Origin of the sequence: Pantoea sp. C8B4, assembly GCF_051336905.1 — a bacterium.
In the GTDB taxonomy this organism is placed as follows: Bacteria; Pseudomonadota; Gammaproteobacteria; order Enterobacterales; family Enterobacteriaceae; genus Pantoea; species Pantoea rwandensis_B.
The window spans coordinates 65,542-88,546 of the sequence record NZ_JBGMNK010000009.1; the positions used below are offsets into that span (position 1 = coordinate 65,542).

General features: G+C 54.9%; 24 protein-coding genes. 11 read left to right on the plus strand and 13 right to left on the minus strand.

All coding sequences use genetic code 11. The features are described from left to right. Nucleotides 1–250: 250 nt before the first annotated feature. Entirely contained in the window at nucleotides 251–2,023 is a 1,773-nt protein-coding gene (locus tag ACCW76_RS12900; protein WP_436338712.1) for a sigma-54-dependent Fis family transcriptional regulator, read from the plus strand. Here the strand turns inward: ACCW76_RS12900 and ACCW76_RS12905 are convergent. After that, complete coding sequence (locus ACCW76_RS12905) at nucleotides 2,020–2,511, minus strand: YajQ family cyclic di-GMP-binding protein (RefSeq protein ID WP_034831052.1); 492 nt, start codon at nucleotides 2,509–2,511, stop codon at nucleotides 2,020–2,022. The genes ACCW76_RS12900 and ACCW76_RS12905 overlap by 4 nt on opposite strands. Before the next feature lie 125 nt (nucleotides 2,512–2,636). Between ACCW76_RS12905 and panE the strand changes: the two genes are divergently transcribed. Next, nucleotides 2,637–3,557 carry a 2-dehydropantoate 2-reductase gene (panE, locus tag ACCW76_RS12910; protein WP_045813782.1) on the plus strand — a complete coding sequence of 307 codons (921 nt, stop codon included), beginning with the start codon at nucleotides 2,637–2,639 and terminating at the stop codon, nucleotides 3,555–3,557. Continuing rightward, nucleotides 3,511–4,122 (plus strand): protein deglycase YajL, encoded by a 612-nt coding sequence (gene yajL / locus ACCW76_RS12915; protein ID WP_034831049.1) that lies wholly within the window; start codon nucleotides 3,511–3,513, stop codon nucleotides 4,120–4,122. The genes panE and yajL overlap by 47 nt, the downstream gene beginning before the upstream one ends. A 169-nt stretch (nucleotides 4,123–4,291) precedes the next feature. Here the strand turns inward: yajL and thiI are convergent, their stop codons facing one another. Beyond that, entirely contained in the window at nucleotides 4,292–5,740 is a 1,449-nt protein-coding gene (gene thiI, locus ACCW76_RS12920; protein WP_436338713.1) for a tRNA uracil 4-sulfurtransferase ThiI, read from the minus strand. 233 nt (nucleotides 5,741–5,973) lie between these two features. On the opposite strand from thiI, the gene xseB reads away from it, so the two are divergent. The 4 genes from xseB (at nucleotide 5,974) to ACCW76_RS12940 (ending at nucleotide 10,037) form a co-directional block, all read left to right on the plus strand. Further along, the gene (xseB, locus tag ACCW76_RS12925; protein WP_034831045.1) at nucleotides 5,974–6,216 is read left to right on the plus strand and encodes an exodeoxyribonuclease VII small subunit; all 243 of its coding nucleotides are present in this window, start codon (nucleotides 5,974–5,976) and stop codon (nucleotides 6,214–6,216) included. Then, a complete protein-coding gene (gene ispA / locus ACCW76_RS12930) occupies nucleotides 6,216–7,115 on the plus strand; it encodes a (2E,6E)-farnesyl diphosphate synthase (protein WP_436338714.1) in 900 nt (299 codons plus the stop codon). Before xseB ends, ispA begins: the two co-directional genes overlap by 1 nt. A 19-nt stretch (nucleotides 7,116–7,134) precedes the next feature. Continuing rightward, complete coding sequence (gene dxs, locus ACCW76_RS12935; RefSeq protein ID WP_038648591.1) at nucleotides 7,135–9,000, plus strand: 1-deoxy-D-xylulose-5-phosphate synthase; 1,866 nt, start codon at nucleotides 7,135–7,137, stop codon at nucleotides 8,998–9,000. A gap of 62 nt (nucleotides 9,001–9,062) precedes the next feature. Then, entirely contained in the window at nucleotides 9,063–10,037 is a 975-nt protein-coding gene (locus ACCW76_RS12940) for an aldo/keto reductase (protein WP_436338715.1), read from the plus strand. A 164-nt stretch (nucleotides 10,038–10,201) separates the two neighbouring features. Here ACCW76_RS12940 and pgpA read toward each other — a convergent pair whose 3' ends face one another. The 6 genes from pgpA to nrdR form a co-directional block, all read right to left on the minus strand. Further along, a complete protein-coding gene (gene pgpA, locus ACCW76_RS12945; RefSeq protein ID WP_038648594.1) occupies nucleotides 10,202–10,690 on the minus strand; it encodes a phosphatidylglycerophosphatase A in 489 nt (162 codons plus the stop codon). Next, on the minus strand, nucleotides 10,680–11,657 hold the full coding sequence (gene thiL, locus ACCW76_RS12950) for a thiamine-phosphate kinase (RefSeq protein ID WP_436338716.1): 978 nt from the start codon (nucleotides 11,655–11,657) through the stop codon (nucleotides 10,680–10,682). The genes pgpA and thiL overlap by 11 nt, the downstream gene beginning before the upstream one ends. 47 nt (nucleotides 11,658–11,704) lie before the next feature. Beyond that, nucleotides 11,705–12,124, minus strand: coding sequence for a transcription antitermination factor NusB (gene nusB / locus ACCW76_RS12955; RefSeq protein WP_038648596.1), 420 nt, complete (start codon nucleotides 12,122–12,124; stop codon nucleotides 11,705–11,707). Between the two features lie 19 nt (nucleotides 12,125–12,143). After that, a complete protein-coding gene (ribH, locus tag ACCW76_RS12960) occupies nucleotides 12,144–12,614 on the minus strand; it encodes a 6,7-dimethyl-8-ribityllumazine synthase (protein WP_038648599.1) in 471 nt (156 codons plus the stop codon). Nucleotides 12,615–12,707: 93 nt separating this feature from the next. Continuing rightward, nucleotides 12,708–13,811 (minus strand): bifunctional diaminohydroxyphosphoribosylaminopyrimidine deaminase/5-amino-6-(5-phosphoribosylamino)uracil reductase RibD, encoded by a 1,104-nt coding sequence (gene ribD, locus ACCW76_RS12965; RefSeq protein ID WP_045813774.1) that lies wholly within the window; start codon nucleotides 13,809–13,811, stop codon nucleotides 12,708–12,710. 3 nt (nucleotides 13,812–13,814) lie between these two features. Next, nucleotides 13,815–14,264, minus strand: coding sequence for a transcriptional regulator NrdR (nrdR, locus tag ACCW76_RS12970; RefSeq protein WP_034831027.1), 450 nt, complete (start codon nucleotides 14,262–14,264; stop codon nucleotides 13,815–13,817). Nucleotides 14,265–14,436: 172 nt separating this feature from the next. Here nrdR and lysM point away from each other — a divergent pair, with 172 nt between their 5' ends. Beyond that, the gene (lysM, locus tag ACCW76_RS12975; protein ID WP_045833917.1) at nucleotides 14,437–14,874 is read left to right on the plus strand and encodes a peptidoglycan-binding protein LysM; all 438 of its coding nucleotides are present in this window, start codon (nucleotides 14,437–14,439) and stop codon (nucleotides 14,872–14,874) included. Between the two features lie 15 nt (nucleotides 14,875–14,889). Then, nucleotides 14,890–15,453, plus strand: coding sequence for a DUF3251 domain-containing protein (locus ACCW76_RS12980; protein ID WP_045833916.1), 564 nt, complete (start codon nucleotides 14,890–14,892; stop codon nucleotides 15,451–15,453). Nucleotides 15,454–15,512: 59 nt separating this feature from the next. Here the strand turns inward: ACCW76_RS12980 and secF are convergent, their stop codons facing one another. From secF to queA, 5 genes are read right to left on the minus strand one after another with little or no spacing between them, the layout of a single operon-like run. Next, nucleotides 15,513–16,481: a protein translocase subunit SecF gene (gene secF / locus ACCW76_RS12985; protein WP_436338717.1), complete on the minus strand. Its 969-nt coding sequence runs from the start codon at nucleotides 16,479–16,481 to the stop codon at nucleotides 15,513–15,515. Between the two features lie 10 nt (nucleotides 16,482–16,491). Beyond that, nucleotides 16,492–18,339 (minus strand): protein translocase subunit SecD, encoded by a 1,848-nt coding sequence (gene secD / locus ACCW76_RS12990; protein ID WP_071845629.1) that lies wholly within the window; start codon nucleotides 18,337–18,339, stop codon nucleotides 16,492–16,494. Between the two features lie 25 nt (nucleotides 18,340–18,364). Further along, on the minus strand, nucleotides 18,365–18,697 hold the full coding sequence (gene yajC, locus ACCW76_RS12995) for a preprotein translocase subunit YajC (protein WP_034831018.1): 333 nt from the start codon (nucleotides 18,695–18,697) through the stop codon (nucleotides 18,365–18,367). Between the two features lie 25 nt (nucleotides 18,698–18,722). Beyond that, nucleotides 18,723–19,847: a tRNA guanosine(34) transglycosylase Tgt gene (tgt, locus tag ACCW76_RS13000; protein WP_038648613.1), complete on the minus strand. Its 1,125-nt coding sequence runs from the start codon at nucleotides 19,845–19,847 to the stop codon at nucleotides 18,723–18,725. Between the two features lie 38 nt (nucleotides 19,848–19,885). Then, nucleotides 19,886–20,956, minus strand: coding sequence for a tRNA preQ1(34) S-adenosylmethionine ribosyltransferase-isomerase QueA (gene queA, locus ACCW76_RS13005; RefSeq protein WP_436338718.1), 1,071 nt, complete (start codon nucleotides 20,954–20,956; stop codon nucleotides 19,886–19,888). A 230-nt stretch (nucleotides 20,957–21,186) separates the two neighbouring features. On the opposite strand from queA, the gene ACCW76_RS13010 reads away from it, so the two are divergent. Beyond that, nucleotides 21,187–21,768: an ACP phosphodiesterase gene (locus tag ACCW76_RS13010; RefSeq protein WP_436338719.1), complete on the plus strand. Its 582-nt coding sequence runs from the start codon at nucleotides 21,187–21,189 to the stop codon at nucleotides 21,766–21,768. 164 nt (nucleotides 21,769–21,932) lie between these two features. Continuing rightward, nucleotides 21,933–22,742 (plus strand): inositol monophosphatase family protein, encoded by an 810-nt coding sequence (locus ACCW76_RS13015; protein WP_045813769.1) that lies wholly within the window; start codon nucleotides 21,933–21,935, stop codon nucleotides 22,740–22,742. The last annotated feature ends 263 nt before the right edge of the window (nucleotides 22,743–23,005 follow it).

The following is a 23,005-nucleotide window of genomic DNA, read 5'->3' on the forward strand; positions in this document are numbered from 1 at the left end:
AGCGGCAATCTGTGGGTCAACAGATTGAACAGCCCGCTGCCTAATAAGCTATTGCAGCGGGCGTGCCAGTTTTTTTCAGCTTGCGAATTTTCGAAAAATCGTTATATCTATCATTGATTTATAAAACTAATAGCCCTTTTAAACGCGCGGGTTCTGCCACCAAAATCCTCATCTGTGTTGCGTATCGCAACACTGCAGAAACCAAGCCGCTACAATGCTGCAACACTTTCGCTTAGGCATGAGGTTACCAATGCAGGGAAATTCAGCCGCGTCTGCCGTTAATACCAACCCGCTGTTAAGCGACTCCTGGTTTCGTAGCCAGCTGTATGGTCTCGACCGCACCGCCGATGATTTTCCTCGCGTCCGCCAGGGTGAGCTGGCTGATGTGCTGGCCAGTAATGCCGGGCTACAACAATTCGCCCAGCCGGTGATCAAACAGCTGGCGCAGAAACTGGCGGAAAAACAATCTGTGGTGATCCTTTCGGATGCCACCGGTTTGGTGCTGAACACCTTTGGCGACATGCAATCGATGGAGAAAGCGCAGCGATTTGCACTCGCTCCCGGCAATTTGTGGAGCGAATGCGGGCGCGGCACCAATGCAATTGGCACTGCACTGGCGATTGACGATGGCTGTGAAATTGAAGGCCAGCAACATTTTCTCACCTTAAATCAGGGGCTGTACTGCGCAGCCATGCCGTTGCAGATGCCCAACGGTCAGATTGCGGGCGTACTGGATATCTCTGGCCCAGCGCACTTCCCGCATCCGCAAACGTTTCAGTGGGTCAAAGCCGCCGCTAAACAGATCGAGTATTTGTGGGTTAAGCAAAGCCTGCATCCCCAACAATGGTTGATGAGCCTGCACGTTGAGCCGCACGGCATTGATACCAGTGATGAGCTGCTGCTGGTGTTCTCCGATAATGTGCTCACCGCCGCAAACCGCCTGGCGATGCGTGAACTCAATCTCACCACCGAGCAGTTGGGCACTCTGACATTCCAGCAGCTGTTTGATCAACTGGAACAGCTGGCCAACACCATTCCTCTCCCGATTCATTTTGCCCAGCAGCGTTACTACTTCCGCCTGCGGGCACCGCACCGCACGCATTTCGCCACACCGAGCGAACCCGCCGCCGATCTCCCCTTCTCGCTGGGTCGTGATGGCGAGAAAATGGTGCGTCTGATGAATGCCGGTGTGTCGTTGTGCATTCACGGTGAAACCGGCAGCGGTAAAGAGTATGTCAGCCGTGCGCTGCATCAGCAGAGCCGCTGGCGCGAGGGCAAATTCGTCGCCATCAATTGCGCAGCCATTCCGGAAGCGTTGATTGAATCAGAGCTATTTGGTTATCAGCCTGGCGCCTTTACCGGAGCCAGCAAAAATGGCTACATCGGTAAAATCCGCGAGGCGGATGGTGGCGTGCTGTTTCTTGATGAAATTGGAGATATGCCGCTGGCGCTACAAACCCGTTTGCTGCGTGTGCTGCAAGAAAAAGAGGTCGCGCCGCTTGGTTCCAGTCGCAGCTGGCCGGTGAATTTTGCTGTGATCTGCGCAACGCACCGTGATTTGGCGCAGCGTGTGGCCGAGGGCGAGTTCCGCGAGGATCTTCTCTATCGCTTGCAGGAATTTTCCATGACCATCCCGCCGTTGCGTGCCTGGCCAGATATCGAAGATTTTATTGGTCGGTTATGGATTGAGTTGGGCGGCGCAGATCGCGATATCCAGCTTTCTCCCGCCTTGCTGGCATCGCTGGCGCAATTGCCATGGCCCGGCAACGTGCGGCAGTTACGCAGTTTATTGCGTGTACTGTTAGCGCTCGCCGATGAAGGCGAAGAAGTCACTGATGTGCATTTGCCAGCCGAATATCGCCGGGTAGCGGCGGTGCCAGTGGAAGATAAGCAGAGCCATGATGAGCGGCTGATTAGTGAAACGCTCCAACGCTTCAATGGCAATATCAGTAAAGCGGCGGAGGCATTAGGTGTCGCGCGCAGCACGCTCTATCGTCGTGCCGCACGCGACAAACGCGATTAGTCGCGGAAGTTCTTGAACTGGAAGGGCTGACCCAGGTTGCCACCGCGCACCAGCGCCATCGCACCCTGCAAATCGTCACGTGATTTACCGGTCACGCGCAGCTCTTCACCCTGAATCTGCGTTTGCACTTTCAGCTTGCTGTCTTTAATCAGCTTCACCAGCTTTTTAGCGATATCGCTTTCGATACCCTTTTTCAGCTTGGCTTCTACGCTCCAGCTTTTACCGCTGTGAATGATCTCTTCTGGCACTTCAATCGCTGCGCCTTCAATGCCGCGTTTCAGCAGTTTTTCACGCAAAATATCCACCAGCTGTTTAACCTGGAAATCAGATTCGCTGGTGATTTTGATGGTCTCATTCTTTTCGTTGAGCTCAATGCTGGCGCTCACGTTGCGGAAATCGAAACGGGTTGAGATCTCACGGCTGGCATTCTCCACCGCATTACGCACTTCCGGCAGTTCGACTTCGGAAACGATATCGAAAGATGGCATCTTTTCTTCTCCTGATACTAAAGTGACATGCATAATACGCGTCTTATGGCGCTAATTAAACACGATACGCGGAAAGCTATACTTAACGATGTCGTGAAATTGAGAACCCGTCAGCGGGAGGCAAAATGAAAATTACCGTGTTGGGTTGTGGCGCCCTGGGTCAAATTTGGCTCGCCGCGCTCGCACGTCAGGGACATGAGGTTCAGGGCTGGTTGCGCGTGCCGCAGCCCTATTGCTCGGTGAACGTGATTGATCCGCAAGGACAGGTCAGCAATCACACGTTTATCGCCAACGATCCGCTGTTTCTTGCCGAAAGCCAGCTGTTGCTGGTGACACTGAAAGCGCCACAGGTTTCCCCGGCAGTCAAAAACCTGCAAAGCATCCTGCCTGCTCATGCTGCCATTTTGTTATTGCACAATGGCATGGGCACGCTGGAAGAGCTGAAGGAGTTGCAGCAACCGCTGCTGCGCGGCATTACCACCCACGCGGCGATGCGCGATGGCACGGTAATCAAACACGTTGCGCAGGGCATCACACATATCGGTCCCACCGGACGTGATAGTGCCGCGATGAGCGATATCGCCGATATCCTGCACCAGGCTTTGCCGGACGTGGCCTGGCATGACAACATTGCTTCTGCCAGCTGGCGCAAACTGGCGGTGAACTGCGTGATCAATCCGCTTACCGTTGAACACGATTGCCAGAACGGTGCCCTGCGCGCCTGGCCGCAGCAGATTGCCACGCTGTGTGAAGAGATTGCCTGGGTCATGGAGCGTGAAGGTCAGCACATTGCGGTCGATAACCTGCGCGACATCATCTATGACGTCATCGACAGCACCGCAGCGAATACCTCCTCAATGTTGCAGGATGTGCGCGCACAGCGCCTGACAGAAATTGATTACATCACCGGCTACCTGCTGCGCCGCGCTCGCGCGCAGGGCATTGCGCTGCCGGAGAACACCCGTTTGTACGATCTGATTAAACGCAAGGAGTCCCAATATGAGCGCGACCGCATCGGTTCTGGTTTGCCTGGCACATGGCAGTGAAGAGATTGAAGCTGTCACCACTATCGACCTGCTGGTCCGCGCGGGCTTAAGCGTCACCACCGCCAGTGTTGAAAGCGATGGCACGCGCGAAATTATCTGCTCGCGCGGCGTGCGCCTGCTGGCCGATGCGCCACTGGTTGAAGTGGCGGATAACGACTATGACGCCGTGGTGCTGCCCGGTGGCCTGAAAGGTGCGGAGACGTTCCGTGACAGCCCATTGCTGGTGGAAACCGTGCGCCAGTTTCACCTCGCAGGAAAAATCGTTGCCGCGATTTGTGCTGCCCCCGGCACGGTGCTGATCCCGCACGATCTGTTCCCTGTGGGCAATATGACGGGCTTTCCTGGCTTGCGTGACACCATTCCCGATAAGCACTGGATGGATCGCCGCGTAGTGTGGGATCCGCGCGTCAATCTGTTATCCAGCCAGGGGCCTGGCACTTCGATTGATTTTGCGCTGAAGCTGATTGATCTGCTGGTGGATAAGGAGAAAGCGCGTGAAGTTGCGTCACAGCTGGTATTAGCGGCGGGGATTTATAACTATCAGGAATTTGAAGAGCGCGAATAACCGCGTTGTGATGGGGTAAAACGCCTATTTAGCAGCGTATTTCAACAGGCATTGCGGTTTAACGGCCCCCCGCGATTCAACACAGTCCCGATGATTTAGCGGACCTCTTAGCGACGCGATTCATCGCCTACATAGACGATGAATCGCGTCGTTGACAGGTTTATCATCGTTACGGACGATAGACCTTCACGTTTTTAAAGCCTTGCTCATGCAGATACAGCGCCTGTAAACGGCTCATCACACCGCGATCGCAATACAGCAACCAGGTTTTGTTCTGATCCAGATCGCCAAACTGAGTGCTCAATTTGTAGAACGGCAGGGATTTGACTTCAACGCCTTCCAGCGCCAGCGGTGATGCTTCTTGCTCATCCACAGAGCGGATATCCAGCACCACATCATCTGCGGTGAACGAGGCCACCGTCTCTACTTCCACCACTTCTTCCTGAGCCTTCTCCGCAATCTCGCGGATATCGACGTTGCTGGCTTCCTGCACCATGCGATTGAGGATCTCGAAATCGAAGTTTTGCTCTTCCGCTTCGATCTTCGCTTTCATCGCTTTTACCGTTGGGCTTTTCGAAATCACACCGCAGTATTCCGGCATGGTTTTGGCAAAGTCTTCGGTGCCGATGTGGCGCGCCAAATCGATGATGTGCTCTTTATCATGCGAGATAAGCGGACGCAGGATAAGGGTATCCGAAGCGTTATCAATCAAACGCAGGTTGGTCAGCGTCTGGCTCGATACTTGCCCCAGCGCTTCACCCGTCACCAGGGCCTGCACGCCGTAGCGCTCAGCGACCATGGACGCCGCACGCACCATCATGCGTTTCAGCACCACGCCCATCTGGCCATCATCGACTTTCTCAAGAATCTCACCGACAACCGGCTCGAAGTTGATCGCCACAAAGCGTACGCGATGCGAACGACCAAAACGTTGCCACAGGTAATGCGCGACCTGACGGACGCCGATTTCATGCGCGGCACCGCCGAGGTTGAAGAAGCAGTAGTGCACGCGGCAACCACGACGCATCAGCATATAGCTGGAGACGCCGGAGTCGAAGCCACCAGAAATCAGCGACAGCACATCTTCTTGTGTCCCGATGGGGAAACCACCCAGCCCTTCATATCGGCCGTTGATCAGCAGCAGACGATCGTCTTCAATCTCGAGATTGACCGTCACATCAGGATTTTTCAATTGCACACGTGCGGACTCAATGTGCTGATTGAGCCCGCCACCCACGTAACGCTCGACCTCAATCGAGCTGAAGCTGTGTTTGCCACGACGCTTTACACGCACGCAGAAACTTTTCCCTTCCAGGCGCTCACGATTCAGTGCCAGCGTCTGCTCGAAGATATCGTGCATATCGGTATAAGGCTGATCCTCAACCTCCAGTACATGGTGAATACCGGGAATACGCGTGAGCTCATCAATAACGACGGTACGCAGCGCTTCTTTTTTAGCGCGTACTTCAATATGGTCCCAGTGACGCACCACGGCGATTTCGTCGTCGACAGTACGCAGGGTATTGCGGATGTTACCGGTCAGGATCTTGATAAAGCGCAGACGCACCGACTGACTTTTGATGGTGATTTCTGGGAAGAGCTTAATGATAAACTTCATGGCGACACAGCTTCGTTGGGCAAATAAGTGCTAAAACCATCGGCACTTAACTGGTAAAATCATATAATTACGGGTAACGCAGAGGCGCCCGCATCCGAGGCGCAAAAGTATACCACCTTTGTCAGATGACCGCTTCTGCAACCGCAATCACATTCATTATTTTGCTAATTAATCCTCGTCGGCTACCATGACCGATTGCAAGATGATTCCTAACCTGTGAGTCGACACTGATTATGCCGAAAAAAGCCGAAGCGCCAGCCAGTTTTGAAAGCGCATTGCAGCAGCTGGAACAAATCGTTAGCCGTCTGGAAAGTGGCGAACTGCCACTGGAAGAAGCATTGAACGAATTTGAACGCGGCGTACAGCTGGCACGCACCGGTCAGCAAACCCTGCAGCAGGCTGAACAGCGCGTGCAGATCCTGCTCAGCGACGATAAAGATGCCGCGCTCGCCCCGTTCACGCCGGAAAATGACTGATGGATTTCGCCAAATTACTCAACGCGTATCACGAACGCGTCAATCTGGCGTTGACACGCTTAATAGATCCACTTCCTTTTCAGAGTTCTCCTCTGGTGCAATCCATGCAATATGGGGCACTATTAGGCGGTAAGCGTCTGCGTCCGTTTTTGGTTTACGCCACGGGCGAGATGTTAAAGGCCGAGACGGCCAGCCTGGATGCGCCGGCCGCTGCCGTAGAGTGCATTCATGCTTACTCTCTGATTCATGATGATCTGCCCGCGATGGATGACGATGCATTACGCCGCGGACAGCCAACCTGCCATATAAAATATGGTGAAGACACAGCGATTCTCGCTGGTGATGCGTTGCAAACCCTGGCGTTTTCGATTCTGGCCGATGAGCCTATGCCCGGCGTCAGCCCGCAAGCGCGCATTGCGATGATTTCAGAACTGGCCCAGGCCAGCGGTGTGGCAGGCATGTGCGGTGGTCAGGCACTGGATTTGGCCGCCGAAGGCAAGCAAATCGACCTCGCTCAGCTGGAGCAGATTCATCGTCATAAAACCGGCGCATTGATTCGTGCTGCGGTGCGTCTTGGCGCACTGACCGCAGGTGAACGTGGCCGTGCGGCACTTCCGGTTCTGGATACCTACGCCAACGCCATCGGACTGGCGTTCCAGGTGCAGGATGACATTCTTGATGTGGTGGGCGATACCGCGGTGCTGGGCAAAACCCAGGGCGCGGATCAGGCATTGGGTAAGAGCACTTACCCGGCCTTGATGGGGCTGGAAAATGCCCGTCGTAAAGCATGGGATCTTTATCAGGAAGCACTGGGTGCGTTAGAGATTCTGGCGGCGCATTCTTATAACACCACCGCATTACAAGCACTGGCAAGCTTCATAATTGAACGCGATAAATAACTTTCATAATGAGTCTCTGATGAGTTTTGATATTGCAAAATACCCGACACTGGCGTTAGCAAGCACGGTTCAGGAATTACGTTTATTACCGAAAGAAAAACTTCCGGTACTGTGTGACGAACTGCGTCAGTATCTGCTGGATAGCGTGAGCCGGTCTTCCGGCCACTTTGCTTCGGGTCTGGGCGTCGTCGAACTAACAGTCGCGCTGCATTATGTTTATAACACCCCGTTTGACCATCTGGTGTGGGACGTTGGCCATCAGGCCTATCCGCATAAGATTCTGACCGGGCGCCGCGATCGAATCGGCACCATCCGCCAGAAAAATGGCCTGCATCCGTTCCCGTGGCGCGGCGAAAGTGAATACGACGTATTGAGCGTCGGCCACTCATCGACCTCGATCAGCGCCGGATTGGGCATGGCTGTGGCCGCTGAGCGTGAAGGTAAAGGCCGTCGTACTGCCTGCATCATCGGCGACGGCGCCATCACCGCCGGTATGGCGTTTGAAGCCATGAACCACGCAGGTGACATCAAGCCTGACATGTTGGTGATCCTCAACGACAACGAGATGTCGATCTCGGAGAACGTCGGCGCACTCAACAATCGTCTGGCACAGATTCTTTCCGGTAAAACCTACTCACGTCTGCGCGAAGGCGGCAAGCGTGTGTTGGGCGGCCTGCCGCCGATCAAAGAGCTGGTGAAGCGCACCGAAGAGCACCTGAAAGGCATGGTGGTGCCCGGCACGCTGTTTGAGGAGCTGGGCTTCAACTACATTGGTCCGGTTGATGGACACGATGTACTGACGCTGGTGAGCACGCTGAAGAACATGCGCGACCTTAAAGGCCCGCAGTTCCTGCACATCATGACCAAAAAGGGCAAAGGCTACGCGCCTGCCGAGCAGGATCCCATCGCTTGGCATGCGGTACCGAAGTTCGATCCGGCCAGCGGTTCTCTGCCGAAAAGCGCGCCAGGCCTGCCTAGCTACTCGAAAATATTCGGTAGCTGGCTGAGCGAAATGGCTGCTGACGATCCGCGTTTAATGGCGGTGACGCCGGCGATGCGCGAAGGTTCTGGCATGGTCAGCTACTCTCGTGACTATCCGCAACAGTACTTTGACGTGGCGATTGCTGAACAGCATGCGGTGACCTTTGCTGCAGGTATGGCGATTGGCGGTTACAAGCCGGTGGTGGCGATTTACTCCACCTTCCTGCAGCGCGCTTACGATCAGCTGATCCACGATGTGGCGATCCAGAAACTGCCGGTGCTGTTCGCTATCGATCGCGGCGGCATTGTGGGCGCCGATGGGCAAACCCATCAGGGCGCATTTGATATCGCCTTCCTGCGCTGTGTGCCCGAAATGGTGATCATGACGCCAAGCGACGAAAACGAATGCCGCCAGATGCTCTACACCGGCTATCACTATCAGGCTGGTCCGAGTGCGGTGCGCTATCCGCGCGGCACGGGCACCGGCGCCACGCTGGAGCCGCTCGCCAGCCTGCCGCTGGGCAAAGGTATTGTGAAGCGCCGTGGTGAAAAGCTGGCGATCCTAAACTTCGGTACGCTGTTGCCTGAAGCACAGGCCGCCGCTGAAGCGCTTAACGCCACGCTGGTGGATATGCGTTTCGTGAAGCCACTGGATGAAGCCTTGATTGCCGAACTGGCCACCAGCCATGATTCACTGGTGACGCTGGAAGAAGGTGCCATCAAAGGCGGAGCCGGTAGCGGCGTCAATGAATACGTAATGGCGAAACGCCTGCGTGTTCATGTGCTGAACCTGGGTCTGCCAGACGAGTTTATTCCGCAGGGCACGCAGGAAGAGGTTCGTCAGGATTATCAGCTGGATGCCGCCGGTATTCAGCAACAAATCACTGACTGGCTGGCGCAGTAATCCCCTCCCCGCTCCTGCTGCTATGCTTAGGGCATTCCTAACGTATAAGAGCAGGAGCTCCCATGAAAACCATTCGTTTAGGCCAGACCGACTTACAGGTTTCGCGTCTCTGTTTAGGCTGCATGACTTACGGCGATCCGATGCGCGGCAATCACGCATGGACCCTGCCCGAAGAGAGCAGTCGACCGCTGATCAAGCAAGCGCTGGACGCGGGCATCAACTTTTTCGACACCGCCAACAGCTACTCCGATGGCAGCAGTGAAGAGATCGTCGGGCGTGCGCTGAAAGATTTCGCCCAGCGCGATCAGGTCGTGGTGGCCACCAAAGTCTATTTCCCGCTCAGCAACCTTTCTCAGGGGCTGTCACGCAAGAACATCCTGCAGTCTATCGACGACAGCCTGACGCGTCTCGGCATGGAGTATGTCGACCTGCTGCAGATTCACCGCTGGGATTACGATACGCCGATCGAAGAGACGCTTGAGGCGCTGAATGAGGTGGTGAAATCGGGTAAAGCGCGCTACATCGGCGCTTCTTCGATGCATGCTGCACAGTTTACTCAGGCGCTGGATCTGCAAAAACAGAATGGCTGGGCACGTTTTGTCAGTATGCAGGATCAGTACAACCTGATTCAGCGTGAAGAAGAGAACGAGATGCACCCGCTGTGTGAACGTGAAGGTATCGCGGTGCTGCCGTGGAGCCCGCTGGCGCGCGGTAAACTGACGCGTCCATGGGGTGAAACCACCGCACGCTCGGTATCGGATAACGTCATGGAAAAACTCTATACCGGTACCGAAGAGAATGATGCGGCGATTGCAGAGCGTCTGGCGACCATTGCCGCCGATAAAGGCGTGACGCGTGCACAGGTGGCGCTAGCGTGGCTGCTGCATAAACCCGTGGTCACAGCACCGATTATCGGTGCATCACGCGAGCAGCAGTTTGCAGAGTTGGTGAAAGCGGTGGATGTGGAGTTGAGTTCAACGGATATCGCTGAACTGGAAACGGTGTATCAACCGCATCCAGTGGTGGGATTCGAGTAATTATTGAACCGGGTCGCCATAAACGGCGACCCTACCATGTTGAGTGCGCACATTGGGTAATCCGTAGAGAGCACATTCTCAGCCACATTGGGCAAACCGAAAGATGCACATTCACAGCGACATTGGGTAATCCGTTGGGAGCGCATTGATGCGCACCTGCCGAATTAAAGTACCAGCCCCAATCCATACAAAATCACGGCGGAAATCACGCCCGCGATAATGTCATCGACCATAATGCCCATGCCGCCATGCACGTTCTGATCGAACCAACGAATCGGCCAGGGTTTCCACATATCAAAGATGCGGAAGATGACAAACCCGGCCAGCACCCATTGCCAGCTCATCGCCGGAATCGCCATCAGCGTAATCCACATGCCGATAAACTCATCCCAAACAATGCTGCCATGATCGTGCACGCCCATGTCTTTGGCGGTGCGATGGCAGAGATAAACGCCCACGCTAATGCCAATCAGCACCAGCAGAGAGTAAATCTGCAACGGCAGAAAGGTCATCAACCACCAAAAGGGAATCGCGGCAATCGAACCGGCGGTGCCTGGCATGATCGGGCTCAGGCCACTGCCAAAACCGGTTGCCAACAGATGCCAGGGATTGCTCAGGCGCAGGCGGCTTTTCGCTACATCTTTACTTCGCATTAAAGTGATCAAATCCCTTGTGATTAAAACGACGTGGCTTGCCATTTTCCAGCAGCGTCAGCCCGTCGGCTTCAGGCGCAATCTGCCCGACGCAGGTATAAGGCACACCAAGATGACCCAGCGCCACGTCCAGCGCACCACGATTGACTTCCGGCACGGTAAAGCACAGCTCATAATCTTCGCCGCCACTTAACGCCCAAGTCAGTACCTGCTCCGGTTCAAAATGATCGCGCAAGGCCGCGGAAAGTGGCAACGCTTCCAGATTGAGGCGCGCACCGACGCGGCTCGCCGTGAGAATATGGCCAAGATCGGCAATCAAACCATCGGAGATATCGATCGCCGATGTCGCCAGATTGCGCAGTGCCTGGCCCTGCAACACACGTGGCATCGGGCGCAGATGGCGCTTGATCAACACTTCATGGACAGCCGGATCGTTCAGGCGATGACGATGTTGTAGCAGCGACAGACCAGCCGCGCTGTCACCCAGCGTACCGGTGACAAAGATCCAGTCACCAGGTTTGGCCCCCGAACGCTTCAATGCGCGCCCAGTCGGCACCAGACCGTGAATACCCAACGTCAGGCTCAGTGGTCCGCGCGTGGTATCACCACCAATCAGCTGCATATCGTAATAATCCAGCAGCTCAAATAAGCTATCGCTGAATGCGGCCAGCCAGCTTTCATTCACTTCAGGCAAGGTAATCGCCAGCGTCAACCACGCCGGATCGGCACCCATTGCCGCCAAATCACTGAGATTCACGGCCAGCGCTTTGTAACCCAGATCGGCAGGATGGATATCACGCAGGAAGTGCACGCCCGCCACCAACGTATCGGTGCTAATGGCCAGCGTCTGTTTTTCGGGCACGTTCAGTAACGCACAGTCGTCACCAATTCCCTTCTCCACATCGCGGCGGGAGCTGGTAACGCGGTTAAAATAACGTGCGATCAGTTCGAATTCACCACAGGACATAAGTCAGGTCTCAATGAGAAAAAGGCCGGTAAACCGGCCTTTCGCATTTATTTTTTGTTGGGTCGAATTTGTGGGGCTGCTTTATCCAGCACGCCGTTGACAAACTTGTGGCTGTCTTCGGCGCCAAACACTTTGGCCAGTTCGATGCCTTCGTTGATGGCCACTTTATAAGGCACATCAGAACGTTTGCTCAGCTCATACAGCGAAAGACGCAGAATGGCTTTTTCTACCTGACCCAGCTCTTCCAGCTGACGTGACAGGTAAGGCTTCATCAGACCGTCCAGGTACGCGCTGTTAGTCGCCACACCGGCCAGCAATTCGCGGAAATAGCTAATATCGACGTCTTTGACGTCTTGTTCCGCCAGAAACTGGTATTCCACATCGGCAATGTCGTTGTTCGACAGCTGCCAGGAGTAAAGCGCCTGGACAGCGCACTCACGGGCGCGACGACGAGCAGCAGGTTTCACAAAATTCCCCTTCCAAAAATCAGGCTTTGATGGCTTTCAATACGTTAATCATTTCGAGTGCAGTCAGGGCCGCTTCGGCGCCTTTATTACCTGCTTTGGTGCCGGCGCGTTCAATCGCCTGCTCGATGTTTTCGGTGGTTAACACGCCGAAAGTCACCGGAATTTCGCTGGTCATCGCCACGTTGGCAATGCCAGAGCTGGCTTCACCTGCCACATATTCGAAGTGGGCGGTGCCGCCACGGATCACGGTTCCCAGTGCCACGATTGCGTCGTGCTTACCGGCTTTTGCCAGTGCGCGCGCTGCCAGAGGCAGTTCGTAAGCGCCTGGAACCCAGACCACAGTGATGTTTTCTGCTTTAACCTGGCCAATACGCTTCAGCGCATCGACCGCGCCATCCAGCAGGCTGTCATTAATGAAGTTGTTAAAACGCGCAATGACGATGGCAATGTTAGCATCAGGCGCGGCAACAGGAGCTTCGATAACTTTCATACATATCCTTTGGGTGTTTGATTTATGGCCCCGCAGAAGGGGGCGGATTCTATCATACTCTTCGACAACGCGCTCAGGCTTTTCAGTCGGTGCTTAAGCGGGCGTCAGGGTCAGTCGCAGGTCTGCGCCAACCTTGCGTACGTCACTAAACTTCAGCGCTGGCGCATCGGACAATTGTTCCAGCCCAGGCAGTTCACACAGGCCACGCGCCGCATTGCCCAGCAGCTTTGGCGCCACGTAGACAATCAGCTCATCGACCAGTCCAGCCTGTAACAGCGCCCCCGCCAGACTGGCGCCGGCTTCAACCCACACCGTGTTAATCTGACGCTGGCCGAGTAACATCATCATCGCCACCAGATCCAGTTGCTCTCCGCGCAGCGGCACCGCAATTTGGCTGACACTTTCCGGCCAGGCGTGCTGATCGGCTTCAGTACGCATCAGCCAGGTTTCGCCAGGTTGTGCGATCAGACGGTGTTGTGGCGTGACGCGCTGCTGGCTGTCGATCACTACCCGCACCGGTTGGCGCAGCGTGGCTTCATCGAGTTGCTGACGCACATCCGCGTTAAGCTCATTCCAGCGTACGGTCAGTGAGGGATCATCCGCCAGCACAGTGGCACTGGAGGTAAGAATAGCCGAACTCTGGGCACGTAATTGTTGCACATCGCGCCTTGCCGCCGCCGAGGTTATCCACTGACTTTCGCCACTGGCCATCGCGGTGCGCCCATCAAGGGATGCGCCGAGTTTGAGCTGAATCCACGGGAAGCCGGTACGCATGCGTTTCAGAAAACCACGATTCAATGCTTCCGCTTCGCTCATCATTAAACCGTGGCTGACTTCAATGCCGGCCTGCTGCAAGCGATACAACCCTCGCCCCGCCACTTGCGGGTTTGGGTCCTGCATTGCCGCCACCACGCGGCTGACACCCGCGGCAATCAACGCATCGCAGCATGGCGGTGTCCGGCCATGATGGCTGCAGGGTTCCAGCGTGACGAAGGCCGTCGCGCCTTTGGCTTTTGCTCCGGCCATGCGCAGCGCGTGCACTTCAGCATGCGGCTCACCGGCGCGGTGATGCCAGCCTTCGCCGACAATCTCGCCGTCGCGCACAATCACGCAGCCAACGTTAGGATTAGGGGTAGTGGTAAAACGTCCGCGACGCGCCAGTTCCAGCGCGCGCGCCATATAGCGTTCGTCAGTCATGGCTTAGTCCTGTAAGCGGGCGATCTCTTCGCCAAAATCACGGATATCTTCGAAGCTGCGATACACCGAAGCAAAGCGGATGTAGGCAACTTTATCGAGCTTCTTCAGCTCTTCCATCACCAGATTGCCCACCAGTTTGCTGGGAATTTCGCGCTCGCCGGTCGCACGAAGTTGCGTTTTAATGTGATTCACTGCGTTATCGACGGCGTCCGCGCTCACCGGGCGTTTCTCCAGTGCCTTCATCATGCCGCTGGCAAGCTTATCTTCGTTAAAGGGTTCACGCACATCGTTGCTTTTCACCACGCGCGGCATGACTAATTCAGCCACTTCAAAGGTGGTAAAACGCTCATGACACACCAGACACTGGCGGCGGCGACGCACCGAAGAACCTTCACTGACCAGACGTGAGTCGATGACTTTGGTGTCCACAGCGGAGCAGAAGGGGCAATGCATGACGTTTCCTGTCGCGAGATAAATAGGCCACACAGTGTAGCGCGATCTCGGGAGCAACTGAATACACGAGACCGAATCACCGCCCGGCTCACAGACGCAGTACGCGCTCCGCTGTAAACCCTAAAAGCCACTAAGCTTAAACAGCCAATCCGGCATATTTGCAGGAGGTCACATGGGTCTGTTCAATTTCGTGAAAGAAGCAGGTGAAAAGTTATGGGATGCCGTCACCGGCGCTGACGATCCCAGCAAAAAATTACAGGATCACATTAACCAGCTCGGCTTACCTGATAGCGACAAAGTTAAAGTCGATGTGCAAGGCGATACCGTTACTGTGAGCGGTGATGGCATCTCGCAGGAATTGAAAGAGAAAATCCTGGTTGCCGCCGGTAACGTGGCAGGGATTACCAAGGTCGATGACAAGGTCACCGTCACCGACAGTGCGCCAGAAGCGGATTTCTATACGGTGAAAAAAGGCGACACCCTAAGCGCGATTTCCAAACAGGTTTACGGGAATCCTAATGAATACAACAAGATTTTCGCAGCAAACAAGCCAATGCTGACGCATCCTGATAAGATCTACCCAGGCCAGGTATTACGTATTCCGAAATAACAGAAAGGACAATGCATGACGATCAGGACGTTTTGGGCGCCCGCCGCACTTTCGCTGCTGGTGCTCAGTGGTTGTAGTTCAACGCCGACTTCACCGCAGGTCAAAGAGTTACATCAGGAAGTCAGCCAGCTTAACCAGCAGATGCGCAAACTCACCAATCAGGCAACGGCGCTGGAGATTCAGGGGCAACTTAATGGGCAGTCAACCCAGGGGGCATGGTTGCTACCGCAAGCCAACACGCCCGTCGAGTTACAGACGCAGGTGGGCAAATTGCGCCTGTCACTGTCTCGCGTCGAGGGGGAAGCCAGTGGTAGTCGCGCCAACCTGAATATCCGTTCCACCGATGACCAGCCGGTCCCCGCGCTGAGCGCCACCGTGGTGTGGGGTGAGCTGGATCCCGCCAGTGGCAAACCGCTGAATGCGGAGAGTTTGAGCCAGACCATTCAGGTTGAGGCGAGTCTGATGCCACGCAGTTCAGTGACGGTGCCGCTGCGCCTGAGCGGACTGACGCCGGAGCAACTCGGCTATGTGCGCGTGCATGATGTGCAGAGTGCAACTGCCACCAAAACGGCGCCCTGATCAGCAGGCATAAAAAAACGGGCTGCCCTCGGGCAGCCCGTTTCATTTCATCGGCAGAATTAAGGCAGGATCGAAGGCTGATCTGCGCCCTCTTTCTCCACTTTCTGCACCAGCATGTGTTCACGCTTCATACCCAGTTTCAACGCCAGAGCAGAAGAAACATAGATAGATGAAACGGTACCGATGGTGACACCGATCAGCATGGTCAGCGAGAAGCCTTTCAGCAGCGCACCACCAAAGATGAACAGAATCAAAATCATCGCCAACGTGGTCAGCGAGGTGATCAAGGTACGGCTCAACGTCTGGGTCAGCGACACGTTAGTAATATCGTAGGAAGAACCGCGACGGATTTTGCGGAAGTTCTCACGAATACGGTCAGAGACCACGATCTTATCGTTAAGCGAGTAACCGATCACCGACATCAGTGAGGCCACAATCGTCAGATCGATCTCAACGTGTGCCAGTGACAGAATGCCGCAGGTAATGATCACGTCATGCGCCAGCGCCAGCACGGTACCCAGCGCCAGGCGCCACTCAAAGCGGAAGCCGATATAGATCAGAATCGCAATCAGTGCCGACAGCAGCGCCATCGCACCGGCTTGCGCCAGATCGCTACCCACACTGGGGCCGACGAACTCAATGCGCTTCACGGTCGCGTTCTGCTGCGTCGTCTCATTGATTGAGGTCACGACTTTGTTGCCCAGTTCCTGACCTGCTGCGCCCGTGGCAGGTGGCATACGCACCATCACGTCACGGCTGCTGCCGAAGTTCTGCACCAGCGGCTCCTGGAAACCGGCTTTGACCAATCCTTCACGTAAGGCATCCAGATCGGCTGGTTTTTCCAGGTTAATCTCAATCACCGTTCCGCCGGTAAAGTCGAGGCCCCAGTTGAAGCCTCGCACACCAATCATGGCGATAGAAGCCACGATCAGCAAACCAGAGATGATGAAGGCCAGCGTATCCCAGCGCATAAAGTCAACGACCTTACGCCCATGGTTTAGCTGTTCAATACTATATTCCTGTGCCACAACGCACTCCTCAGATAGACAGCTTGTTGATGCGTTTGCCGCCGTACACCAGGTTAACGATGGCACGGGTGCCGACGATAGCGGTAAACATTGACGTCGCGATACCGATAGCGGTGGTGATCGCAAAGCCTTTGATAGAACCGGTACCGACCGCATAAAGAATAATAACTTTGATCAGCGTGGTGACGTTGGCGTCGACGATACTGGAGAAGGCGCCTTTGTAGCCTTCATGAATCGCCTGCTGTACCGAGCGTCCGTTACGCAGTTCTTCTTTAATACGTTCGTTAATCAACACGTTAGCATCAACAGCAACCGCCAGCGTCAACACGATACCGGCAATACCCGGCATGGTGAGGGTCGCACCCGGCAGCAGTGACATGATGCCGACAATCAGCACCAGGTTACACAGCAGCGCACTGGTCGCAATCAAACCAAACTTCTTGTAGAACACCACCATAAAGATGATGGAGGCGATCAGACCCCACAAGCAGGCTTCGAGACCCTGAGTGATATTCTGCTGACCCATGGTTGGACCAATGGTACGCTCTTCCACAATCTGAATTGGCGCGATCAACGCACCGGCACGCAGCAGCAGCGACAGCTGACGGGCTTCGTTCGGGTTGTTGATACCGGTGATGCGGAAGCTGTTACCGAGGCGCGACTGAATGTTCGCCACGTTAATCACTTGCTCCTGTTTCACCAGGATAGCACGACCGTTCGCGTCTTTCTTACCGCTGTCCTTGTACTCCACAAACAGGGTCGCCATCGCTTTACCGATGTTGTCCTTAGTGAAGTTCGACATCATGTTACCGCCCGCGCCATCCAGTGAAATATTCACCTGCGGCTGGTTGTACTCGTCCATGCTGGACGTCGAATCGGTAATATGGTCACCGGTCAGAATCACACGCTTGTACAGCACCACGGGCTGGCCTTCACGCGTCTCTTTCACTTCCGAATCACCCGGTACTCGACCGCTGGCCGCGGCAGTTGGGTCAACGGTGGTGTTCACCAGACGGAATTCCAGGGTCGCAGTGGCACCCAGAATCTCTTTGGCACGCGCCGTGTCCTGAATACCCGGCAGCTCAACCACGATGCGGTCAGAACCCTGACGCTGCACCAGTGGCTCGGCAACGCCAAGCTGGTTCACACGGTTACGCAAGATATTGATGTTCTGCTGAACCGCATACTCACGGGCTTCGCTCAGACGCGCATCGGTCATCACCGCACGCAGCGTATCGCTGCCGACGCTGGAGATCACCAGATCGCGATGACGCGGTGACAGGTAGCTGATCGCCGCATCACGGCTGGCGCCGTCGCGGAAACGCACTTCTACACCGTAGTTAGCGATTTTATTGACGTTGGTATACGGGATGCTTTTGTCGCGCAGGTCACTGCGCAGGCCATCGGCATTCTGCTCTTGCAGCTTGCCCAGAGCGGTATCCATATCCACTTCCATCAGGAAGTGTACGCCGCCACGCAGATCAAGACCGAGTTTCATCGGCTGTGCAGCCAGCATGGTCAGCCAGCGCGGAGTTGCCGGCGCGAGGTTGAGCGCCACAACATAGTTGTCGCCCAACGCGGTAGTGATGGCATCACGCGCGCGCAGCTGTGCATCCTGATTGTCAAAACGGGCCAGAATGGCGCCATTTTCCAGAGCGAGGGATTTGCTCTGGATATTATCTTGTTTTAATAAAGTCTGGACCTGATCCAACGTCTGTTCACTGGCGGCGCCACCGCGCGCACCAGTGATCTGAACGGCCGGATCCTCTCCATAAAGGTTAGGAAGCGCATAGAGCAGGCCGACGAGAATCACGACGACCAGCATGATGTACTTCCACAAAGGATAACGGTTTAACACGGCAGTTCCCTTCGGGAAGAAAAAATTACAGCGCCTTCATAGTACCTTTCGGCAGAACGGCGGCCACGAAATCACGTTTTACAACTACTTCAGTGGTGTCGTTCAGGGCGATAGAAACGTAGCCGTTGTCAGCCACTTTGGTCACACGACCTACCAGGCCACCGCTGGTCAACACTTCATCACCTTTAGAGATGGAATCCATCAGCTTCTTGTGATCTTTAGAACGCTTCTGCTGCGGGCGCAGAATCATGAAATAGAAGATCAGACCAAACACCACCAGCATGATCACCAGAGAATAAGGACTTCCCTGAGACGGAGCGCCTGCTGCGGCAACGGCGTCAGAAATGAAAAAGCTCATTAAATTTCCCTCATTGATAGAATTATCAGACGTTTAACGGTGGAACCGCTTTACCCGTCCGTTGGTAGAACTCGCTAACAAAGTGCTCTAATTTACCCTCTTCAATGGCCTTACGTAAACCCGCCATCAGACGCTGGTAATAGCGCAGATTGTGAATCGTATTCAGACGTGCGCCCAGTATTTCGTTACAACGATCAAGATGATACAAATAGGCGCGGCTATAATTGCGACAGGTGTAACAATCACACTCCGCATCCAGCGTTGCCGTGTCATCTTTATACCTGGCGTTACGGATTTTCACCACGCCATCGGTCACAAACAGGTGACCATTACGCGCATTACGCGTTGGCATGACGCAGTCAAACATATCGATACCGCGGCGAACGCCTTCCACCAGATCTTCTGGCTTGCCGACGCCCATCAAATAACGCGGTTTATCTTGCGGAATTTGCGGACAGACGTGTTCCAGGATTCGGTGCATGTCCTCTTTAGGCTCACCCACCGCCAGGCCGCCCACAGCGTACCCATCAAAGCCGATATCTACCAGACCTTTAACCGAGACATCTCGTAAATCTTCGTAAACACCGCCCTGAATAATGCCGAACAGCGCGTTTTTATTCCCGAGTGAATCAAAGCGATCGCGGCTACGCTGCGCCCAACGCAGTGACATCTCCATGGAACGCTTGGCGTAATCCCAGTCGGCTGGATACGGCGTACACTCGTCGAAAATCATCACCACGTCTGAACCGAGATCGTACTGAATTTCCATCGATTTTTCCGGATCGAGGAAAATCGGGTCGCCGTTGATCGGGTTACGGAAATGCACGCCCGCTTCGGTGATCTTACGGATGTCACCGAGGCTGAACACCTGGAAGCCACCGGAGTCAGTGAGGATCGGTCCCTGCCAGTTCATGAAATCGTGCAGGTCACCGTGCAGTTTCATGATCTCCTGGCCCGGACGCAGCCACAGGTGGAAGGTGTTACCGAGCAGGATCTGCGCACCGGTGTCTTTTACTTCTTCCGGCGTCATGCCCTTCACGGTGCCGTAGGTGCCCACAGGCATAAATGCTGGAGTTTCCACGACACCGCGATCGAACACCAAACGGCCACGGCGTGCGCGTCCGTCGGTGGTATCTAATTCAAATTTCACATTAACCTCATTAGATAATCAGAGAAACAGTCTGATTATTAAGCTCCAACCACTTCGTCAGGAGCCTGTGGATTACGGGTGATGTACATGGCATCCCCGTAGCTAAAGAAACGGTACTGCTCTGCCACCGCGCTTTGATAAGCCGCCATGGTATTTTTGTAACCGGCAAATGCCGACACCAGCATAATCAGCGTCGATTCCGGCAGATGGAAGTTGGTGATCAGCGCATCAATCACCTGATAGTGATAGCCAGGATAAATGAAGATCTGGGTGTCGTCGAAGAAGGGCGCAATCAGCGCATCCTGAGCCGCATGCGCCGCGCTCTCCAGAGAACGCACGGAGGTGGTGCCAACCGCGACCACTTTGTTGCCGCGCGCTTTACACGCCAGCACGGCATCCACCACATCCTGCGGCACTTCGGCATACTCAGAGTGCATGATGTGGTCGTTGATGTTCTCGACGCGCACCGGCTGGAAGGTACCTGCGCCAACGTGCAGCGTGACAAACGCCATTTCGATGCCTTTGGCGCGCAGCGCGTCCAGCAGCGGTTCATCAAAATGTAAACCGGCGGTCGGTGCGGCTACCGCACCCGGACGCGCGCTGTAAACGGTTTGATAAAGTTCACGGTCTGCTTCTTCATCCGGACGATCAATATACGGCGGCAGCGGCATATGGCCGACGCTGTTCAGGATATCCAGCACTGCGCGATCGTCGGCAAATTCGATCTCAAACAGCGTATCGTGGCGCGCGACCATGGTGGCTTTGACGCTTTCGTCATCGCCCAGCAGCAGCTCTGCACCCGGCTTCGGCGCTTTCGAGGCACGCACGTGCGCCAGTACGCGTTTGTCATCCAGCATGCGCTCCACCAGCATCTCGATTTTGCCGCCACTGGCTTTGCGGCCGTAGACACGCGCCGGGATCACGCGGGTATTGTTAAACACCAGCAGGTCGCCCGGATTGAGTTTATCCAGTACGTCGGTAAACACTTCATGGCTTAATGCCCCACTTGGGCCATCCAGCGCCAGCAAGCGGCAACCGCTGCGCTGCGCCTGCGGATAGTGGGCGATCAAAGATTCTGGCAACTCAAAAGCAAAATCGGCTACACGCATGCATCACTTCTTTCAGGACTCAAAAAACAGGCGGCATAGTTTAGCGGAAAAGCGGGAAATTCTGAACAACTGGCTGCATCTCTGTGCTGCTGCCTTTACACAACATCCTTCGAGGTACAGAAAGGTGGCAAATGGGAGCAGCACGGTGTGCTCACTTTAGTCAGTGATGCAGGTGAGCGAGAGCAGCCAACGCACCTGTAACTTGAAGTATGACGTGTATATAATGCGCCATGAACTTTCTCGCTCACCTCCACCTCGCACAGCTGGCAAACAGCTCCCTGCTGGGCAATCTAATGGCCGACTTCGTGCGCGGCAATGTGCAGTCACAATGGCCGGAACCGGTTGTGGCGGGTATCGCCATGCATCGCCGCGTCGATGTTTTGACTGACAGCCTGCCGGAAGTGCGTGAAGCACGGCAATTTTTCCGGGCCGAAACGCGCCGCGTTGCACCGATTACCCTGGACGTCATCTGGGATCACTTCCTGGCCCTGCACTGGGATAGATTGCATCCCGCGCAATCGCTGGTGGACTTCACCGCATCAGCTGAGCGTGAAATTATGCCTCAGTTGCCGGGCACGCCAGAGGGATTTATCGAGCTGAATGCGGTGATGTGGCGCGAGCGTTGGTTTGAGCACTATGCTGAACCCGCGCGTTTGGCTCGCGTGCTTAATGGCATGGCACATCGCCGCCCGCGCCTGGCAGCACTGCGCGACTCCTATCAGGATTTTGTCGATCATTATCAGCAACTCGAACCGCTGTTCTTCCAGTTCTATCCGCGCCTGATGGACGCTGCGCGCCACCAGCAGCTCTAAACCCGCTTTTTTTCACAATCCCTGCATTTCCGCCTCTTGCCAGCCGCAGTCATCTGCGGCTTAATGAAACCTTTCTTAACTTTTGTTAAGTAGGTCACACCGCCAGGTCGCCTTTTTCGGCGTTTTTTGTCACTTCGTTTGCCAGAAAATGATAAGAGGGAAAGATGTCATCAGCTACGCTAACCGAACTTGACGCGCGTTATCACTTTGCCTGTGATGTCGCTAAAACTGCAGCCAGCCGCGCTTTATCCTGGTATCAGCAGCGTCATCAACTGGTGATTGAGCATAAAAAGGATTTACAGGATGTGGTCAGCGAAGCGGACCGCAACGTGGAAGAACTGGTCAAGCATCTGATTCGCGAGCGCTTTCCCGATGATGCCGTATTGGGTGAAGAGAGCGGCGGCGATACCGCAGGCGCGCGCTTTATCTGGGTGATCGATCCCATTGACGGTACCAGTAACTTCCTGAATGGATTACATAACTGGTGCGTGTCACTGGCGATAGTTTGTGAAAATGAGCCGGTAATTGGCGTGGTCTGCGATCCCAACCATCATGAAACCTTTCACGCCTGCCGGGGTAAAGGCGCATGGGTTAACGAAAAACGTATCCAGGCGCACAGCGCACAGCAGCTTAATCAGGGCGTGCTCGGCATTAGCAGTTCCAACAGCCAACCCGTGGAGCCATTGACGGCGTTTATTGGTGGATTGCTGTCACAGGGTGGCATGTTCATCCGTAATGGTTCCGGCGCATTAATGAGTGCCTGGGCCGCCGCCGGTCGTTTAATTGGTTATTACGAAGCTCACATGAATCCGTGGGACGGGTTACCCGGTATTGTGTTGATGCGTGAGGCCGGCGGCATAACCAATGATTACCTTGGTCACAACGGTCTGCAGCAGGGCAATCCTGTGCTGCTCGCCAATTCCGTTCTCTACCCCCAGCTCAAAGCGCTGTTACCCGCGCATATCAGCTTGTAGCTGATTTACCACATCATAAAAGATAAGCCTGAAGGATAATCCAGGCTTATCTTTTCGCTGTTTATGCTTCAGCCCGGCAAATATAAATCACACCCTATAGTGCGATTATTCTAATTTTCTTGCGCCCTGATATTTAGCGGCTAAAAGCGCGTATTCTGTCAGCGTCAATCATCCCTTGTAATACACATTTTTCTCCTTTGTAACTTTTTTCGGCGACAGGATGCGCCGATTTATTTTTTCTGGAACGCATAACCATCCTTATC

Excerpts from the sequence above, each read along its gene's own strand:
- yajC (WP_034831018.1), bottom strand. The coding sequence starts at position 18,697 with ATGAGCTTTTTCATTTCTGACGCCGTTGCCGCAGCAGGCGCTCCGTCT.
- ACCW76_RS12900 (WP_436338712.1), top strand. The coding sequence starts at position 251 with ATGCAGGGAAATTCAGCCGCGTCTGCCGTTAATACCAACCCGCTGTTA.
- lysM (WP_045833917.1), top strand. The coding sequence starts at position 14,437 with ATGGGTCTGTTCAATTTCGTGAAAGAAGCAGGTGAAAAGTTATGGGAT.
- nrdR (WP_034831027.1), bottom strand. The coding sequence starts at position 14,264 with ATGCATTGCCCCTTCTGCTCCGCTGTGGACACCAAAGTCATCGACTCA.
- ribH (WP_038648599.1), bottom strand. The coding sequence starts at position 12,614 with ATGAAAGTTATCGAAGCTCCTGTTGCCGCGCCTGATGCTAACATTGCC.
- xseB (WP_034831045.1), top strand. The coding sequence starts at position 5,974 with ATGCCGAAAAAAGCCGAAGCGCCAGCCAGTTTTGAAAGCGCATTGCAG.
- ACCW76_RS13015 (WP_045813769.1), top strand. The coding sequence starts at position 21,933 with ATGTCATCAGCTACGCTAACCGAACTTGACGCGCGTTATCACTTTGCC.
- pgpA (WP_038648594.1), bottom strand. The coding sequence starts at position 10,690 with ATGCGAAGTAAAGATGTAGCGAAAAGCCGCCTGCGCCTGAGCAATCCC.
- ACCW76_RS12980 (WP_045833916.1), top strand. The coding sequence starts at position 14,890 with ATGACGATCAGGACGTTTTGGGCGCCCGCCGCACTTTCGCTGCTGGTG.
- panE (WP_045813782.1), top strand. The coding sequence starts at position 2,637 with ATGAAAATTACCGTGTTGGGTTGTGGCGCCCTGGGTCAAATTTGGCTC.
- ribD (WP_045813774.1), bottom strand. The coding sequence starts at position 13,811 with ATGACTGACGAACGCTATATGGCGCGCGCGCTGGAACTGGCGCGTCGC.
- thiI (WP_436338713.1), bottom strand. The coding sequence starts at position 5,740 with ATGAAGTTTATCATTAAGCTCTTCCCAGAAATCACCATCAAAAGTCAG.
- queA (WP_436338718.1), bottom strand. The coding sequence starts at position 20,956 with ATGCGTGTAGCCGATTTTGCTTTTGAGTTGCCAGAATCTTTGATCGCC.
- ACCW76_RS12940 (WP_436338715.1), top strand. The coding sequence starts at position 9,063 with ATGAAAACCATTCGTTTAGGCCAGACCGACTTACAGGTTTCGCGTCTC.
- thiL (WP_436338716.1), bottom strand. The coding sequence starts at position 11,657 with ATGTCCTGTGGTGAATTCGAACTGATCGCACGTTATTTTAACCGCGTT.
- ACCW76_RS13010 (WP_436338719.1), top strand. The coding sequence starts at position 21,187 with ATGAACTTTCTCGCTCACCTCCACCTCGCACAGCTGGCAAACAGCTCC.
- yajL (WP_034831049.1), top strand. The coding sequence starts at position 3,511 with ATGAGCGCGACCGCATCGGTTCTGGTTTGCCTGGCACATGGCAGTGAA.
- ispA (WP_436338714.1), top strand. The coding sequence starts at position 6,216 with ATGGATTTCGCCAAATTACTCAACGCGTATCACGAACGCGTCAATCTG.
- dxs (WP_038648591.1), top strand. The coding sequence starts at position 7,135 with ATGAGTTTTGATATTGCAAAATACCCGACACTGGCGTTAGCAAGCACG.
- ACCW76_RS12905 (WP_034831052.1), bottom strand. The coding sequence starts at position 2,511 with ATGCCATCTTTCGATATCGTTTCCGAAGTCGAACTGCCGGAAGTGCGT.